Below are 16,278 nucleotides of genomic sequence, written 5' to 3' on the forward strand. Positions count from 1 at the left end.
CTTTTGCCAAGGGGGCGAAACCGGTTATTGTCGCGTCGTTTCAACTTCTTCCCGGTAAAAAAGCATCGCGCTTACGTTGATGAATGCTTCGCCGGGATGCCCGCATACTGTTTTCGGATCGGAGACCCCATACCCATGTCCGCCCCTCGCAATCCTGTTGTTGTTATTCCGGCCCGTATGGCATCCACCCGGCTGCCAAACAAACCGTTGGCCGATATTCACGGCGAAGCAATGATTGTGCATGTCTGGCGTCGCGCGGTCGAAGCCGAAATTGGCCCCGTGATCGTTGCCTGCGCCGAACAGGAAATTGCCGATGCCATCAGCAATGCTGGCGGTATTGCTGTTTTAACTGATCCCGACCTTCCCAGTGGCTCGGACCGGGTACATCAGGCATTAAGCAGTTTTGATCCGCTTAAAAAACATGACGCCGTGGTGAATGTGCAGGGCGATTTGCCCACTATTGATGCCGCCGATATTCGTGCTGTGTTTAATCCGCTTTCCGATCCGGCGGTGGATATTGCAACGCTGGCGGCCATTATTCGCCGCGATGAAGAACGCAACAATCCCAATGTGGTCAAGGCGGTTGCCGCATTTGGCAATTTGCGGGTGGCACGGGCGCTGTATTTTACCCGGGCGACTGCGCCACATGGCGACGGGCCACTTTATCATCATATTGGGCTTTATACCTATCGCCGTGCCGCGCTGGACCGGTTTGTCAGTTTGCCGCCTGCCGAACTGGAAGTGCGCGAACGGCTGGAACAGCTTCGCGCACTTGAAAACGGCATGGTGATTGCGGTTGCCTTGGTCGATGGTGTGCCGTTGGGCGTTGATACCCCCGAAGACCTGGAACGCGCCCGCGAATTTCTGGCAAATCGGGGCTGATTGCCCCGAGACGGGCTATCGCCGATCAAACCGGCATTCCGGGATCGATTTTGGCGGGCAGTACAGGTTTTTTGTGCCAATGGCCGATACATCGATAACATAGTGCCATGTCTTCCGGGGCTTCCGGTCGTGCCTGAGTGGCCTGTGAGAAATGGATGGTTTTATCCGGGCCTGAATTATAGCTATAACAAAAATGTCGTGTCGTTATCGCAACATGCGGCAGGATTCGCATGTTGCGACGCATGACCTCGAATATCTGTTTCTATACGCTAGGGGCTGTTGCCCGAATTTAACAGGAATGATCCAATGACCAACCAGATGCGAATTGCTTTTCAGGGGATGCACGGTGCCTATTCCGATCAGGCGGCACGGCGGGCTTTTCCGGGCGCGGTAACCGTACCTTGCCCGACCTTTGAAGGCGCATTTGGGGCCTTGCGTGATGGTGAAGTTGATCTGGCTGTGATCCCGATTGATAATACGCTGGCGGGTCGCGTTGCCGATGTGCACCATTTGCTGCCCGAGTCGGGCGTGCATATTATTGGTGAAACCTTCCTGCGTATCAATCATGCCCTGTTGGGGGTTAAAGGCACGCAAATTTCTGATATTCGCGAAATTCGCAGCCATGTTCATGCGCTCGGCCAATGTCGTAAAATTCGCAAGGAACTGGGTGTTCCCGCTGTTGTTGGTTCCGATACGGCGGGCTGTGCCAAGGAAGTTGCCGATTTGGGTGATAAATCCATCGCGGCCATTGCACCGTTGCTGGCGGCCGAAATTTACGGGCTCGATGTTTTGCGCACCGAGGTCGAAGATGCGGCGCACAACACCACGCGCTTTATTATTCTGTCGCGCGAAGCCAAAACCGCCCCCAATGATGGCAGCCCGGTTGTGACCAGTTTTGTTTTTCGGGTGCGCAACGTTGCGGCTGCCCTGTATAAGGCGCTGGGTGGATTTGCCACCAATGGCATCAACATGACAAAGCTGGAAAGCTATATGGTCGAAGGCCATTTTACCGCGACCCAGTTTTTCGCCGAAGTCGAGGCTCATCCCGACCAGCTCGGGCTGCGCCATGCGTTGGAAGAATTGCAGTTCTTTTCCCACGAGGTTCTGATTTTAGGCGTTTATCCCGCCCATCCGTTCCGTCGTGAAAATGTGTTGCCTGCAGAGTAACGCACGGGGTTTTAAAGCCTGCCCCTTAAAGTTGACGTCGATTTGATGGCACGGATTGTGTGTCTTGTGCCGTGAAAGACAACGCCTTGTCTGTTTTTTCTGTCGAGGAAAAGACAAGGTTAACCGGATTTGAAAATATAAAACGGGCCGCCACGTTGACATGTGACAGCCCGTTTTTTTGTTGGGTCTTTGGCCTGGTGCGCAGGACAAGGCCGTATTTTTTGAATATTATCGGCTTAGTTGTCGGCCTGTTTGCTGAGGTCGCGTGAAAAATGGCCAATCATACGGGTGAGCTCGGCAGAACGCTGTGAAAGCTCCTGTGCTGCAGCTTTCATCTGTTCGGCATCCCCGGTTGTTCCCTGCGCGTCGCGCATGGTTTTATCCGACGTATCCGAAATTTGTTTAACGCCACCAGCGCTGCGATGGGCATTGCTGGCGATTTCGCGGGTGGCAGCGCCCTGTTCTTCAATTGCACTGGCGATGGTGGTGGAAACCTCGCGTAAAATACCAATGGTGTCTGATACCCGGCTAATGCCGCTTACAGCCCGGTTGGTGCCTTCAACGACCGAATTGATCTGATTGGCGATTTCTTCGGTGGCGCGTGCGGTTTGTGTGGCCAGGTTTTTAACCTCGCTTGCAACCACGGCGAACCCTTTGCCAGCGTCACCGGCCCGGGCTGCCTCAATGGTGGCATTCAGGGCCAAAAGGTTGGTCTGACCGGCAATGTCGTTAATCAGGTTGACGATTTCCTGAATTTTATCAACCGATTGTGACAAACCGCCCACATCGTTGCGGGCATTGTTGCTTTCATCTGTTGCCTGCACAACGGTTTGAGCCATCTGGTCGATCTGGCCGCCAATTTCATGAATAGAGGATGAAAGCTCTTCGGTCGCAGCCGCAACTGCGTCAACATTTGCCGATACATCGCTTGCAGTTGTCGCAACGTCGCGGCTGTGAACCAGAATGCCACTGGCATTACGTGCCATGTTTTCCGACAGCGTCAGCGATTTTCCCGCCGACCCGTCAACGGCATGGGCAATCGAGCCAACATCCTGTTCGAGTTTTTTGGCAATATCGCGAATGTGGTTTCGACGCGATTGTTCGGCCTGCTGTTTTTGCTTCAGGGCTTCGGTTTCAAGTTTTTTGGCCGATGCCGACGTATCGCGTAATGATACCACCCCGGCGGCCATGTCGGCAATTTCAACAAATCGCGAGTCGGTATCGACGTCGGCATCGTAATTGCCATCGGCAATGGTGCGAATATTGCGGTTCAAACCGACGATGCTGTTGGCAATCTGCTTGCTGACCATCCAGGACAGGGTGCCTGCAATGATAATGGCAATCAGCGAAATAATGCCAAGTTGCCATAAAACCGATTGAAACTGTTTGGCGACGTCATCCATGTAAACGCCGGTGCCAAGGGCCCATTTCCATTGCGGAATCGGGCGCACATAGGCAGCCTTTTCGATCAGGCGGTCGCCTTCGCCCGGTTTTTTGGTGTCATAGGTAATGATGCCGCCGCCTGATTTTGCGGTGCTGACAATCATTTTGCGAACCTTGCTGTCCGGTTTGCATTGCCCCTCGTCTTCGGGGCTTAGCGGGTCCAGCACCATGCAATGGCTGAAATCGGAAATATAAACGTAATTGCCGGAATCGAACCGGTATTCGCGCAACAGGGCAAGAACCTGGGCTTTGGCGGTCGCTTCGTCGAGATCGCCTGATTTTACCTTGCTGACATATTGGTCAATAATTTTAACAGCGCCCTCAGTCAAGTGGCTGATTTCGCTGTATTTCTCTGTGCGAATGCTGTTTTGGTAATTAAAGGCCACTGTTGTTACGATGGCGATTAACGTGATCAGGCATATCGCCGGTATGGCGAAAATACCAGTCATAACGCGAAAGCGCATGGCATTTGCCCTCTGCAAATGGAATTAGGCTTACTGGAATAATTCAAAAAGAGAGGGCGGTCCATTACAGTTCATCGAATAGTTGTTCTTGTGCTTTTGCCGCATGGCTGCCCGGCGTGCAGATAATTTGACATTGCACCCACATATCTGTATCAACCGGGTCATTCCTTCGCTTGTAGGGCAGATAGTGCTGTCAGGAACTGTGTAGATAGGCGGGGGCGGGCATGACGTGATGACGTCATGACCTCATCATTGCCTTCTCATGCAGGGTCCGTGGCTGCGGTTTATCGCCGAGCACCGGAAAGCTTGCGTTCGGGCAGGCTTGTTTTTTCAGGCGTGAACATGACGCCACCGGTGTTTTGAAGGACTTTACCTTTTATGACGAATTTTGAAGGGCTCAACCTTATCGAGCCTCTGCTGCGCAATGTCGAATCCTCAGGTTTTACAGCTCCGACGGAAATTCAGTCCGCAACCATTCCTGCTTTGCTGGAAGGCAAGGATCTGATGGGTATTTCCCAGACGGGTGGCGGTAAAACTGCAGCATTCTGTTTACCCCTGCTTCAGCGTTTGGCTGAAAATCCGAAACGCCCGGCCCCTGGTCAGCCGCGTGCCCTTATTCTGGCACCGACCCGCGAACTGGCAAACCAGATCGGCCAGTGCCTGCGCGATTTCAAAAAAGGCATTCGCCTGTTTTCAACTGTTGTCTACGGTGGTTCACCGATGGGCCCGCAGATTCAGGAACTGCGTCGCGGTTGTGATATTCTTGTCGCAACGCCGGGTCGTTTGCTTGACCATATGTCACGCAACACGGTTCGTTTTGACGATGTTGAAGTTTTCGTTCTCGATGAAGCCGACCGTATGCTTGATATGGGCTTCTCCGAAGATGTTCTGACAGTGGCTGAACTGCTGCCTTACAAACATCAGACCGTCATGTTCTCGGCAACCATGCCTGATGCCGTTCGTCATCTTACCGACCGCCTTCTGCGCGATCCGGTCAAGGTGCAGACCGCACCGCAGGCCAGTGTGACCGAACGTGTTACCCAGCGTGGCATGTTTGTGACCCGTCAGAACAAAACCGCTTTGCTGTTGCAGCTTATCAAGCGCGAAGGCAGCGACCGGGTTCTGGTTTTCACCAAAACCAAACTGGATGCCGACGAACTGGCTTTCCAGCTTCAGGATGCCGGTGTGCAGTCTGACGCCATTCATGGCGACAAACAGCAGCGTATCCGTCAGAAAATTCTGCGTAATTTCCGTGATGGCCGTTTCCCGGTTCTGGTGGCAACCGATGTTGCTGCCCGTGGTATCGACGTTCCTGGCATTTCGCATGTTGTGAACTACGATCTGCCGACCGACCCGGAAAACTATGTTCACCGTATTGGCCGTACCGGTCGTGGTGGCGCCGACGGTATTGCGATTTCGTTCTGCGAACCGCGTGATGTCCGTCATTTGCGCAATATCGAACGTGTCATCCGTCAGGATGTGACGATTGATGAAGATCACGAATTCCATGTATCGCCCCCGGCAGCGCGCCGTGGCGGTGCTGGTGGTGGCCGTGATGATCGCGGTGGTGCTGGTCGTGGTCGTGGTGGTTATGCCGGTCGTGGCGGCAATGGCAGTGGTGCCGGTGCTGGTCGTGGCGGTTATGCTGGTCGCGGTGGTAATGGCGGCGGTGGCTTTGGCGGCCGCAGCGAAGGCGAAGGTGGCCGTCGTTTTGCCCGTCGGGATGATGCTCCGGTAGCTAATGATCGTGGTGATCGCGGCGACCGTGGGGATTTCGCAGCGCGCAAGCCGCGTTTCGAAGGTGAAGATCGTGGTGGTAACCGTGGTGGCTTTGCCGGTCGTCCGAATCGCGAACGTTTTGCCCGTGGTGGTGAACGTGATGGTGGTTATGCGCCGCGTGGTGATCGTGCTGAACGGGGCGAACGCCCGGTACAGGCCGATCGTCCGGCACGTGCTGACCGTCAGGACCGTGGTGATCGCAATGATCGTCCGAATTCTTTCCGTGGCCGTGATGATCGCAACGATCGTGGTTCAGACCGCGCTGATCGTGCCCCGCGTGAAGATCGTGCGGCCGCCGGTGCCGGTGAACGTCGTTTCGCAGGCAAACCGCGTGATGCCGGTCGTACCGAAGGCTTCAAATTCCGTGAAGGCGGCGAAGGTCGTGCTAAACGTGATTTCGGTGATCGTCCGCGCAGCCAGGGTGGCGCACGTACCGGTCAGGCTGGCCTGAAGCGCCGCTCGGCCTGATCCTGAGCCGGACGGGACTATAAATTTTACGGGCGGCGAGCTGTATGGCTCGCCGCCCGTTTTTGTATTTTGCCTGATTTATTGCTGCCTTGATCGCGGTGAGACCGGATGTTGATCCGGTTGAAATGCCGATCCGGTGATTGATGTTATTACTTGTTGGGCAAAAGTAAATAATTGAAATATTTCGTCGTTGTGCTGGTGAAGTTCTCGTTTTTAAATATTTTTATTCGAAATAACATGATTTTTGTATTTTTAAATTTGTAAAAATGGGAATGATTTTGATTTTCATTTGAGATTTTTCAGTTTTACCTGTTGATATTATGTTTTCATGTGTGATTATTCTATAATATTAGATTTAATTTATACTAAACTTTTGCTGCACCTGCACAAAAATGCCCTTTTCAAATATCGTATTTGGACAGGATTTGATTTGTGTTAAAGTCATTGATGGTCAGACTGGACAAAATCGGTGCGGATGTGGAAAACGGCCAGTATTGGCGGGTAAAGTGCCTGCAAGACTTTGGCTGTATTTGATATTCTTTGGAACAACAGCCTGGCATTTTATAGGAACGGGGGATCGAACATGGTCTCTAGCCTTTGTTCTATGACGGTTCAGCGGATGACATCCTGTTTTATCGGATGTTTGGCTGTCGTGCCGCTATGCCTGATGATGGCCGTTACGCCAGTCTGGGCGGAGGATGACATTTGCCATCGCCTGATTGTTTCGGGTAATCCGGATTACCCGCCTTATTTATGGCCCAACCCCGATAACCCCGCTGAACTGATTGGCGCAAACGCCGAATTTATCATTCAGGTGGGGCGGGAAATTGGCGTTGAAATTTCTGTGGTTAATGAAGGCCCGTGGGGCCGGGTGCAGGAAGAAATGCGTCGGGGTAATCTTGATTTGATTGCGGGCGCATTTTTTACACCCCAGCGCACTCTTTATATGGATTACCTGAAGCCAGCCTTTCAGGGGACCCGCACCCGGATCTGGACCCGTAAAAACTTTCCCCGTCAAATCAGCAGCTGGCAGGAACTGATCGGGTTGGAGGGCGTTACCGTCATCAATAACAGTTTCGGCGCGAAATTTGACAGTTTCGCGCAGGAAAAATTAACCTTGCGCGAAAGCCCGACCTTGGCGCAAAGCTTGCGGCTGGTGGAACTGGGGCGCGCGGATTATCTGGTTTACGAGGATTTTCCGGCGGCGGCCTTTATTGCCAAAAATGATATGTCGCAGATTGTCGCCAATCCGGTTGATATCAGTGCCGAAGATTTGTTTGTCACCATGTCGCGAACATCACCGTGTAATACTGAAACCCTGCGCGTTAAACTTTCCGCCGCCATTCGAAAACTGGTGGATGATGGCCTGATGAAAAAACTTCTCGCCAGTAATATCGAACAGTGGGGCCGGTTCACCAACTGATCGTGCTGTGGGGTGTGTGAATGCAATTTAGCATGGTCGGCGGTCCTAATGGGGCCGCCTTTTTATGACCCCATTCAATTGTGGTTTGTCGGGCAGGGCGGTCAGGGTTGGGCGGTCAGGGCTAAGCCTGTTGCGGTTTCGGGGTACGCTTTGCCCATTACGCAGTGTGTTTGATCGACCTGTGGCTGTTCAAACAGGCGTGTCACCGGCGACTGTAGCAGTATTTCTCCGCATTCTGTTCTTTGGTATCGGGTCTTTGAGGGTGTTTTTGTGCCAGCGCAATATAAACCCTTTGGATTGTTTGTACTTGGATCGATTTTGAAGTGCAGCTTTGTGGGTGCGGGGAAATACGTATGTCGTTTGCGTGACAAGGGATGACCCTAGTGGTGGCGCGGCAAAATTGTGCCTTTGGAGTTGTTTTTACGACAGATTCCATATTAACTTCCGCCATTAACAAAATTAAGTTGCCAAAAACACATCCGTTCTGGGAGGGACGAACATTATGAACTTTCTTAAAAGCCTGCCCGCGTTAGTTGTTGGCGCGGCCCTGGCGCTTGGCGCCAGTGCGCATGCCGCCGATTATAAAGGCGAGTACAAGGTTTCCACCGTGCTTGGCAAACCGTTCCCCTGGGGGGAAGCTGCTGAAAAATGGGCGGAACTGGTGTCAGAACGCACTGATGGGCGCATCCATATGAAGGTCTATCCCAATGCCCAACTGGTTTCGGGGGACCAGACCAAGGAATTTACCGCCATGCGCCAGGGCATTATTGACATGGCCGTTGGCTCGACCATCAACTGGTCGCCGCAGGTAAAAGAACTGAACCTGTTTTCGCTGCCGTTTTTAATGCCTGATTTTGCCTCGATGGATGCCCTGACCCAGGGGCCGGTGGGAGAGAAAATTTTCGAAGCCATCCGCAAACAGGGGATCGAGCCGATTGGCTGGGCAGAGAACGGTTTCCGCGAAGTGACCAATTCCAAGCATCCGATTACCTCGCCAGCCGATCTCGACGGTTTGAAAATGCGCGTTGTTGGCTCGCCGCTTTATAACGATATTTTCACAGCGCTGGGGGCAAACCCGACGCAAATGAGCTGGGCCGACGCCAAGCCCGCCCTGACCACCGGTGCTGTTGACGGCCAGGAAAACCCGCTGACGGTTTATGACGTGGCGCAAATGGAAACCGCCGGGCAAACCTACATTACCCTGTGGCATTATGTGGCTGACCCGCTGATTTTTGCGGTGAATAAACGTGTCTGGGGCTCGTTTAGCGACGAAGACAAGGCGATTGTTAAAAAGGCTGCCGACGATGCGGGTGCCTATGGCATTGGTCTGGCGCGTAAAGGCATGACCGATGATGACCAGTCATTGATCAAGGCCCTTGAAGCACGTGGTGCGAAAATCACCACCCTGACCGAAGAACAGCGTCAGAAATTTGTCGATGCGACCCGTGATGTGTATAGCAAATGGAAAGATCGTATCGGGGCCGATCTGGTTGATATGGCTGAAAAATCCATTGCTGACCGCTAAGGTTATCTGATCCGTACAATATTGATTACGCGGCCTTCACAACTGCATGTTGCGATTGTGGGGGCCGGTTTTCTGTTTTCTACTTTTCCCGTAAAATTATGCGCTATGTTTGAAAGGTCCCGACCGTGTCGGATCGTGACGGAATCCCTATTGAATTTGATGCCGAACCAGATGGTGATGCATCCCCCGAAGCACACGGCGATCCTGCCGGCGGCCCCTGGCTGAAAATAGAAGAGGCCATCGCCGCCCTTGCCATGGCACTGATCTGCCTGATCAGTCTTGCAAATGTGGTCGTGCGGTATCTGACCGACATTTCCTTTGCCTTTACCGAAGAATTTTCGGTGTTTTTGCTGGTGGTGATGACGCTGGTCGGGGCCTCAATTGCGTTTGCCCGGAACGAACATATTCGCATAACATTTTTTCTGGCGCGTTTCCCGCGCCCGGTTCGTATTGTTGTCGAACTTCTGATTTTGGCAATAACAACCCTGCTGTTCGCCATGATCATGTATTACGGGGCGACTTTTGCCCTTGATCAATACGAATATGGCGAGGTTTCTGCCGGTCTGGGCTATCCCAGCTGGATCTATTCGCTGTGGTTGCCCCTTCTGTCGCTGGTTATTCTGTTTCGCGTGGTTGAACATGCCTGGCGACTGGCTCATGCACGCCGCAATTCCGAGCGCGAAGGAGGGGTGAAATGACCCCCAGTTTCGCCCTGCTGGCGTCCTTTGCTGTTTTGTTGTTTATGGGCGCGCCCATTGCCATTGCGCTTGGCTTTTCTGCGGTTGTTGGCATTTATTTCGGTCTTGATGTCTATGCCCTGGCGACAGTTGGCACCAATACCTATAACGGCATTGCCAAATATCCGCTGATCGCCATTCCCCTGTTCATTTTAACCGGTATGATTTTTGAACGGTCCGGGGTGGCGCGGGGGCTGGTGGAATTTGCCGGTGCCATTGTTGGCCCGCGTCGCGGCGGGTTGGCTGTTGTTGCCGTGCTGGTATGCATGATGATGGGTGGCATGTCGGGGTCTGGCCCGGCCGATGCAGCAGCGGTTGCCGTGGTCATGATCCCGTCGATGATGCGGGCGGGGTATCCACGCGAATTTTCCGCCAGCGTGATTGCGGCGGGGGCTTCTACCGCCATTCTTATTCCACCGTCGGTCGCGTTGATCATTTATTCCATCATCGTGCCCGGTGTTGATCTGCGTGCCCTGTTTGCCGGTGGCATTATTCCCGGTATTCTGGCCGGTGCGGCCATCATCATTCCCGTGCTTTTGCTGTCGCGCAAACATGATTTTGGCGCACAGGAAACCCGAAGCCAGTCTGCCTTGCTGCCTGCTTTCATGCATGCCCTACCCGGTCTTTTGGCCCCGGTTATCATTCTGGGGGGCTTGCGATCGGGCCTGTTCACCCCGACCGAGGCCGCCGTAGTTGCTGTTGCCTATGGGCTGGTGATTGGCATGTTTGTTTATCGCACCATTCGCTTGCGGGATCTGTACCGCCTGTTTGTCGATTCGGCGGTGACATCGGGCGTGATCATGCTGATCATTACATTGGCAGGTATTTTTGCCTGGGCTGGTGCGGCGTTGGGCACGTTTGATCTGTTGGCGAATGGTATTCTTAGCCTGTCTGGCAACGAACATGTGGTTTTGGCCCTGATCATGGTGGTGTTGCTGCTGGCCGGTATGGTGCTGGATGGCGTGTCGATCTATCTAATCATGCTGCCAATCCTGATGCCGATCATGCAGGAATTTGGCTGGAGCCCGGTCTGGTTTGGTGTGGTGATGGCAATGAACATCGCCATTGGTCAGTTCACCCCGCCTGTTGCCGTTAATTTGATGGTCACCACCAGAATTGCCGGTATTCCGCTGGAAAAATCGGTGGGATGGAGCCTGTGGCTGGTCCTTTCGATGGCGATTGCGATGACCTTTGTGATTGCATTTCCGTCATTGGTAACCTGGCTGCCTGAATTGTTAGGCTACCGCACATAAAGATTTGATCCTTCGGCAGGTCGCTGTTGGCGGCGTGATCCGGTTTTAAGGCGGCATCCGTTTAATGGATGTCGCCTTTTTTGATGGGATTACCAAGGTTCGTTACAGGGCAAAACATTAATTCGGTAGTCTCTTGCCGATTTAATTTGACGTTAACGTAAACGTTAACTACAAAGGGAATCTATTTTCCGATTTTCAGGATGGCACGCCCGTCATGACCGCATTTGAACCACAAAATCCCGACTATGATGCCGAAGTTCGCCGCCGGTTTGCCCAGCAACCTTACAATCTGTCGCTGGGTGCGCGGGTGGAAAAGGTTATGCCGGGCAGGGTGGAGCTGGTGATGCCGGCCCGCGCTGATCTGGTGCAGCATAACGGTTATTTTCACGGCGGGGCGATTGCCGGGCTGGCCGATATTGCCGGTGGTTTCGCTGGATGGAGCCTGGTTGCCGCGGATCAGGGGATGCTGACGGTGGAATATAAACTTAACATCGTCGCACCGGGGTTAGGTGATCAGCTGCGCGCCGTGGGCGAGGTTATATCGCGGGGACGTTCTATTATCGTGACCCGTATTGACGTGTTTGGCCATGACGGTGAACGTGATGTTTTATGCACGACGGCCCTTCAAACCCTGAAAGTCATGCGCTTGCCGCCCGAATTGCTGGGGGCAGCCTGACACAGGCGGGTTAAGTGCCCGCCATTCAAATAAAAGGTGCCGCAATGCCGGCGCCGGATTTTCGTTTATAACAATCGATCTAGGGCAGGAATTATCCCATGGCATTTGTTGATTTTCCCGGTTTGAAATTTGATCTTGGCGAAACCGCCGAAGCCATCCGCGACAGTGTTTCGTCCTTTGCCGAGGCCGAAATTGCCCCGCGTGCCGCCGAGATTGATGCGAAAAACGAATTTCCCAACGATTTATGGCGCAAATTCGGCGATTTGGGCCTGTTGGGCATTACAGTGCCCGAAGAAGATGGCGGCACCGGCCTTGGTTATCTGGAACATGTGGTGGCTATGGAGGAAATCAGCCGGGCGTCGGCCTCGGTTGCATTGTCCTATGGGGCACATTCCAATTTGTGCGTGAACCAGTTGCGACGCAACGGCACGGCGGAGCAAAAGGCCCGTTATCTGCCCAAGCTGATCAGCGGCGAACATATTGGGGCGCTCGCCATGAGCGAACCCGGTGCCGGTTCCGACGTGGTTTCCATGAAATTGCGGGCCGAGAAAAAGGGTGATCGTTACATCCTGAATGGTAATAAAATGTGGATCACCAATGGGCCGGATGCCGATACCCTGGTGGTTTATGCCAAAACCGATGCCAGTGCGGGGCCAAAAGGCATTACGGCCTTTATTATTGAAAAAGGTTTTAAGGGTTTTTCAACCGCACAAAAGCTCGACAAACTTGGGATGCGCGGGTCCAATACCTGCGAGCTGGTGTTTCAGGATTGCGAAGTGCCCGAAGAAAACGTTTTGGGCAATCTGCATGGCGGCGTGCGCGTGCTGATGAGCGGCCTTGATTACGAACGTGCCGTTTTGGCTGCTGGCCCCACGGGCATTATGCGGGCCTGCATGGATGTTGTGGTGCCCTATATTCACGAACGCAAACAGTTTGGTCAGGCGATTGGCGAATTTCAGCTGATGCAGGGTAAGATGGCCGACATGTACACCACCATGAATGCCTGCCGTGCCTATGTGTACGAAGTTGCCAAGGCCTGTGATCGCGGTGAAACATCGCGCAAGGATGCGGCCGGGGTGATTTTATATGCCGCTGAAAAAGCGACATGGATGGCATTGGAGGCGATCCAGGCGCTGGGTGGTAATGGCTATATTAACGAATATCCCACGGGCCGGTTGCTGCGCGATGCCAAACTTTACGAAATTGGCGCAGGCACCAGCGAAATCCGCCGTATGCTCATTGGCCGTGAATTATTTGGCGAAACGGCGTAATTGCCATAATTTTCGCGATATAAATTTTGTTCTCCCGAATAAAGGGGATTTTGATGAAGAATGATCCGGTTGTAATTGTTTCCTGTGCCCGTACCCCGATGGGCGGTTTGCTGGGTGATTTTGCCAGTCTGACTGCGGCTGAACTGGGTGGCTTTGCTATCAAAGCCGCACTGGAACGCGCCAATGTTTCGGCTGATGACATTGATGAAGTGATAATGGGCAATGTGCTGCCTGCCGGGCAAGGACAGGCGCCCGCGCGCCAGGCAGCCTGGAATGCCGGTATTCCGCGTGCTGCGGGGGCGACAACGATTAATAAAATGTGCGGATCGGGCATGAAAGCAGCGATGCTGGCCCATGACATTTTGCTGGCTGGCAGTGCCACAGCGATGGTGGTGGGCGGTATGGAAAGCATGACCAATGCGCCGTATTTGCTGCCCAATATGCGTGGTGGCAATAAATATGGTCATTCGCAGGTTTATGACCATATGGCGCTGGACGGTTTGGAAGATGCCTATGAAAAAGGCCGTTCCATGGGGACCTTTGCCGAAAACACGGCGGATAAATACGGCTTTACCCGCGACGCACAGGATGAATATGCCATTGCCTCGTTAACGCGGGCGCAGGAAGCCATTAAAACCGGCCAGTTTGAAGGTGAAATTACCCCGGTTACAGTTTCAACCCGCAAAGGCGATGTTGTTGTTTCTACCGATGAGCAACCGCCCAAATCCAACCCTGAAAAAATTCCTGCCTTGCGCCCGGCTTTTCGCAAGGATGGTACGGTAACAGCGGCACATTCGGCCTCTATTTCCGACGGGGCGGCCGCATTGGTGATGATGCGCCAAAGTGAGGCCGAAAAACGTGGCCTGAAACCGCTGGCCCGTGTGCTGGCCCATGCCACCCATGCCCAGGAACCGTGCTGGTTTACCACGGCACCGATAGAGTCTATTCGCAAGGTCCTGGCAAAAACCGGCTGGAATGTCGATGACGTTGATTTATGGGAAATCAACGAAGCCTTTGCCGTGGTTGCCATGGCCGCGATGCGCGATTTGTCGCTGGACCACGCGAAGGTCAATGTTAATGGCGGGGCCTGTGCCCTTGGGCATCCGATCGGGGCAACAGGCGCACGATTGCTGGTTACTTTGATCCATGCCCTTAAGGCGCGCGGGGGCAAAAAGGGTGTTGCATCGCTGTGTATTGGCGGCGGCGAAGCCACTGCAATGGCGGTGGAGCTGATCTGATCACTTTAGAGAAATTCTAAAAACTGTCTTTTCGGGGCTACCCAAGCCGGTGGATTACTCTTATTTTGTGCCACGAGAGAGTATTTCAACACAGGGAATTGACACGATGGCAAAAAGCACTGTCGAGCGGATGCTGGCCGGTTTCAAAAGCTTCAGGGCGATGTATTACGAACAGCGCCCTGAGCGCGTTGAAGATTTGGTCAATATGGGTCAGAAGCCGGAAGTGTTGCTGATTGCCTGTTCGGACTCACGCGTTGATCCCGCCATTTTGACCAATGCAGAGCCGGGCGAAATGTTCGTCATCCGCAATGTTGCCAATCTTGTCCCGCCTTATGAGCCCGACGAAAATTATCATGGCACGTCGTCTGCCATCGAGTTTGCGGTTCGGGACCTTAAGGTCAACGATATCGTGATTTTGGGTCACTCGGCGTGCGGGGGGATTCAGGCACTTGTCGAGCATGGCGAAGCGGGCAAGGTTCCTGAGCGTGACTTTATCGGTGAATGGGTCAGCATGGCGAAATGCTGCCTTCACCACGGACCGGATGTGGACAAGGTATCGCGTCATTCGATCCGTAATTCGCTAACAAACCTGATGACGTTCCCGTTCATCAAGGAACGGGTTGAAGCCGGTGACCTTACCCTGCACGGGTGGTGGTATGGCATGAAAGAAGGGGTTCTGTGGCGCTATAATGCGGCGCAGGATGAATTTGTTCAGGGCGAAGAATAAACCTGGCCTGGTCTTTGGGGGTATCCCCGTTCCGATCGTATGGCCGGTAATGTCGCCCAATCGGGAGGATGAACCGCCATGCGGTTGGAAGAACATCAGATCATGGTGCGCGATACCGCGCGTGAATTTGCCGAAAACGAATTAAAACCCCACGCGGCAAAATGGGACGCGCACCATATTTTCCCCGCCGAAGCGATTAACGGACTGGGCGAGCTTGGTTTTTTGGGCATGCTGGTTCCCGAACAATATGGCGGGGCAGGCATGGACCATGTGTCCTATGCGCTGGCCTTGGAAGAAATCGCCGCAGGCGACGGCGCGACCTCGACGATTATGTCGGTGCATAATTCGGTCGGCTGTATGCCGATTTTAAAATTCGGCACCGAGGCCCAGAAACAGGAATTTCTGGTGCCTATGGCGCTTGGTGAAAAAATTGGCGTATTCTGCCTGACCGAACCACAGGCGGGGTCCGATGCCAGTGCCCTTAAAACCCGGGCCGTGCGCGATGGCGATCACTGGGTGATTGACGGGGCCAAACAGTTCATCACATCAGGCCGCGAAGGTGATATCGCCATTGTGTTTGCCGTGACTGACCCGTCAGCCGGAAAACGCGGTATTTCCGCCTTTATCGTGCCGACCGACACGCCGGGCTATGTGGTATCGCGAACCGAAGAAAAACTGGGCCAAAACGCATCGGATACCTGCCAGATTACCTTTGTTGAATGCCGGGTGCCCGACGAAAACATGCTGGGGGCCGAAGGGCAGGGCTATAAAATCGCCCTTGCCAATCTTGAGGGCGGGCGCATTGGCATTGCTGCGCAATCGGTGGGCATGGCGCGTGCCGCCTTTGATGCTGCCCGTGATTACGCCAATGAACGCGAAACATTTGGCAAAAAGATAATCGACCATCAGGCGGTTGCTTTTCGTCTGGCCGATATGGCGACCAAAATTGATGCTGCCCGCCTTTTGGTCCATCGCGCCGCGGCCTTGCGCGACGATGGCAAACCCTGCCTGACCGAGGCCTGCATGGCAAAACTGTTTGCATCCGAAATGGCCGAGGAAGTCTGCTCCAAGGCGATCCAGATCCACGGCGGGTATGGCTACCTTAAAGACTTTCCGCTGGAGCGCATCTATCGCGACGTGCGTGTTTGCCAGATTTATGAAGGCACATCCGATATTCAACGCATGGTGATTGCACGGTCGCTGGCGGACTAGACCACTTTGGCCT

13 protein-coding genes are annotated in these 16,278 nt (G+C 53.6%); 12 read left to right on the plus strand and 1 reads right to left on the minus strand.

The genetic code is table 11. From position 1 onward, the window contains the following. Positions 1–135 precede the first annotated feature (135 nt). On the plus strand, positions 136–882 hold the full coding sequence (locus J4E05_RS11850; protein ID WP_349595745.1) for a 3-deoxy-manno-octulosonate cytidylyltransferase: 747 nt from the start codon (positions 136–138) through the stop codon (positions 880–882). Positions 883–1,188: 306 nt separating this feature from the next. Continuing rightward, a complete protein-coding gene (locus J4E05_RS11855) occupies positions 1,189–2,049 on the plus strand; it encodes a prephenate dehydratase (RefSeq protein WP_085590933.1) in 861 nt (286 codons plus the stop codon). Positions 2,050–2,285: 236 nt separating this feature from the next. Here the strand turns inward: J4E05_RS11855 and J4E05_RS11860 are convergent, their stop codons facing one another. Continuing rightward, positions 2,286–3,956 (minus strand): methyl-accepting chemotaxis protein, encoded by a 1,671-nt coding sequence (locus tag J4E05_RS11860; RefSeq protein ID WP_349595747.1) that lies wholly within the window; start codon positions 3,954–3,956, stop codon positions 2,286–2,288. A gap of 378 nt (positions 3,957–4,334) precedes the next feature. On the opposite strand from J4E05_RS11860, the gene J4E05_RS11865 reads away from it, so the two are divergent. From J4E05_RS11865 to J4E05_RS11910, 10 genes are all read left to right on the plus strand, one after another. After that, a complete protein-coding gene (locus J4E05_RS11865; RefSeq protein WP_349595749.1) occupies positions 4,335–6,203 on the plus strand; it encodes a DEAD/DEAH box helicase in 1,869 nt (622 codons plus the stop codon). Positions 6,204–6,786: 583 nt separating this feature from the next. Continuing rightward, entirely contained in the window at positions 6,787–7,626 is an 840-nt protein-coding gene (locus J4E05_RS11870; protein ID WP_349595752.1) for a substrate-binding periplasmic protein, read from the plus strand. Positions 7,627–8,128: 502 nt separating this feature from the next. Then, positions 8,129–9,151 (plus strand): DctP family TRAP transporter solute-binding subunit, encoded by a 1,023-nt coding sequence (locus J4E05_RS11875; RefSeq protein WP_085590926.1) that lies wholly within the window; start codon positions 8,129–8,131, stop codon positions 9,149–9,151. A gap of 125 nt (positions 9,152–9,276) precedes the next feature. Continuing rightward, complete coding sequence (locus J4E05_RS11880) at positions 9,277–9,849, plus strand: TRAP transporter small permease (protein ID WP_246832937.1); 573 nt, start codon at positions 9,277–9,279, stop codon at positions 9,847–9,849. Next, on the plus strand, positions 9,846–11,141 hold the full coding sequence (locus J4E05_RS11885) for a TRAP transporter large permease (protein WP_349595756.1): 1,296 nt from the start codon (positions 9,846–9,848) through the stop codon (positions 11,139–11,141). Before J4E05_RS11880 ends, J4E05_RS11885 begins: the two co-directional genes overlap by 4 nt. Positions 11,142–11,355: 214 nt before the next feature. Continuing rightward, on the plus strand, positions 11,356–11,817 hold the full coding sequence (locus J4E05_RS11890; RefSeq protein ID WP_085590922.1) for a PaaI family thioesterase: 462 nt from the start codon (positions 11,356–11,358) through the stop codon (positions 11,815–11,817). Between the two features lie 98 nt (positions 11,818–11,915). Continuing rightward, positions 11,916–13,088: an isovaleryl-CoA dehydrogenase gene (locus J4E05_RS11895; RefSeq protein WP_349595760.1), complete on the plus strand. Its 1,173-nt coding sequence runs from the start codon at positions 11,916–11,918 to the stop codon at positions 13,086–13,088. Positions 13,089–13,141: 53 nt separating this feature from the next. Beyond that, positions 13,142–14,326, plus strand: a complete 1,185-nt coding sequence (locus tag J4E05_RS11900; RefSeq protein WP_503012336.1) for an acetyl-CoA C-acyltransferase — start codon at positions 13,142–13,144, stop codon at positions 14,324–14,326. Between the two features lie 106 nt (positions 14,327–14,432). Next, positions 14,433–15,053, plus strand: a complete 621-nt coding sequence (locus J4E05_RS11905; RefSeq protein ID WP_085590916.1) for a carbonic anhydrase — start codon at positions 14,433–14,435, stop codon at positions 15,051–15,053. A gap of 78 nt (positions 15,054–15,131) precedes the next feature. Beyond that, entirely contained in the window at positions 15,132–16,265 is a 1,134-nt protein-coding gene (locus J4E05_RS11910; protein ID WP_349595767.1) for an acyl-CoA dehydrogenase, read from the plus strand. Positions 16,266–16,278: the final 13 nt, after the last annotated feature.

The sequence above is a fragment of the Thalassospira sp. NFXS8 genome (assembly GCF_040148805.1).
In the GTDB taxonomy this organism is placed as follows: Bacteria; Pseudomonadota; Alphaproteobacteria; order Rhodospirillales; family Thalassospiraceae; genus Thalassospira.

What these genes read in the sequence shown, in the direction of transcription:
- J4E05_RS11865 (WP_349595749.1), top strand. Translation starts at nt 4,335, where the DNA reads ATGACGAATTTTGAAGGGCTCAACCTTATCGAGCCTCTGCTGCGCAAT.
- J4E05_RS11860 (WP_349595747.1), bottom strand. Translation starts at nt 3,956, where the DNA reads ATGCGCTTTCGCGTTATGACTGGTATTTTCGCCATACCGGCGATATGC.
- J4E05_RS11875 (WP_085590926.1), top strand. Translation starts at nt 8,129, where the DNA reads ATGAACTTTCTTAAAAGCCTGCCCGCGTTAGTTGTTGGCGCGGCCCTG.
- J4E05_RS11910 (WP_349595767.1), top strand. Translation starts at nt 15,132, where the DNA reads ATGCGGTTGGAAGAACATCAGATCATGGTGCGCGATACCGCGCGTGAA.
- J4E05_RS11855 (WP_085590933.1), top strand. Translation starts at nt 1,189, where the DNA reads ATGACCAACCAGATGCGAATTGCTTTTCAGGGGATGCACGGTGCCTAT.
- J4E05_RS11850 (WP_349595745.1), top strand. Translation starts at nt 136, where the DNA reads ATGTCCGCCCCTCGCAATCCTGTTGTTGTTATTCCGGCCCGTATGGCA.
- J4E05_RS11895 (WP_349595760.1), top strand. Translation starts at nt 11,916, where the DNA reads ATGGCATTTGTTGATTTTCCCGGTTTGAAATTTGATCTTGGCGAAACC.
- J4E05_RS11870 (WP_349595752.1), top strand. Translation starts at nt 6,787, where the DNA reads ATGGTCTCTAGCCTTTGTTCTATGACGGTTCAGCGGATGACATCCTGT.
- J4E05_RS11905 (WP_085590916.1), top strand. Translation starts at nt 14,433, where the DNA reads ATGGCAAAAAGCACTGTCGAGCGGATGCTGGCCGGTTTCAAAAGCTTC.
- J4E05_RS11890 (WP_085590922.1), top strand. Translation starts at nt 11,356, where the DNA reads ATGACCGCATTTGAACCACAAAATCCCGACTATGATGCCGAAGTTCGC.
- J4E05_RS11900 (WP_503012336.1), top strand. Translation starts at nt 13,142, where the DNA reads ATGAAGAATGATCCGGTTGTAATTGTTTCCTGTGCCCGTACCCCGATG.
- J4E05_RS11885 (WP_349595756.1), top strand. Translation starts at nt 9,846, where the DNA reads ATGACCCCCAGTTTCGCCCTGCTGGCGTCCTTTGCTGTTTTGTTGTTT.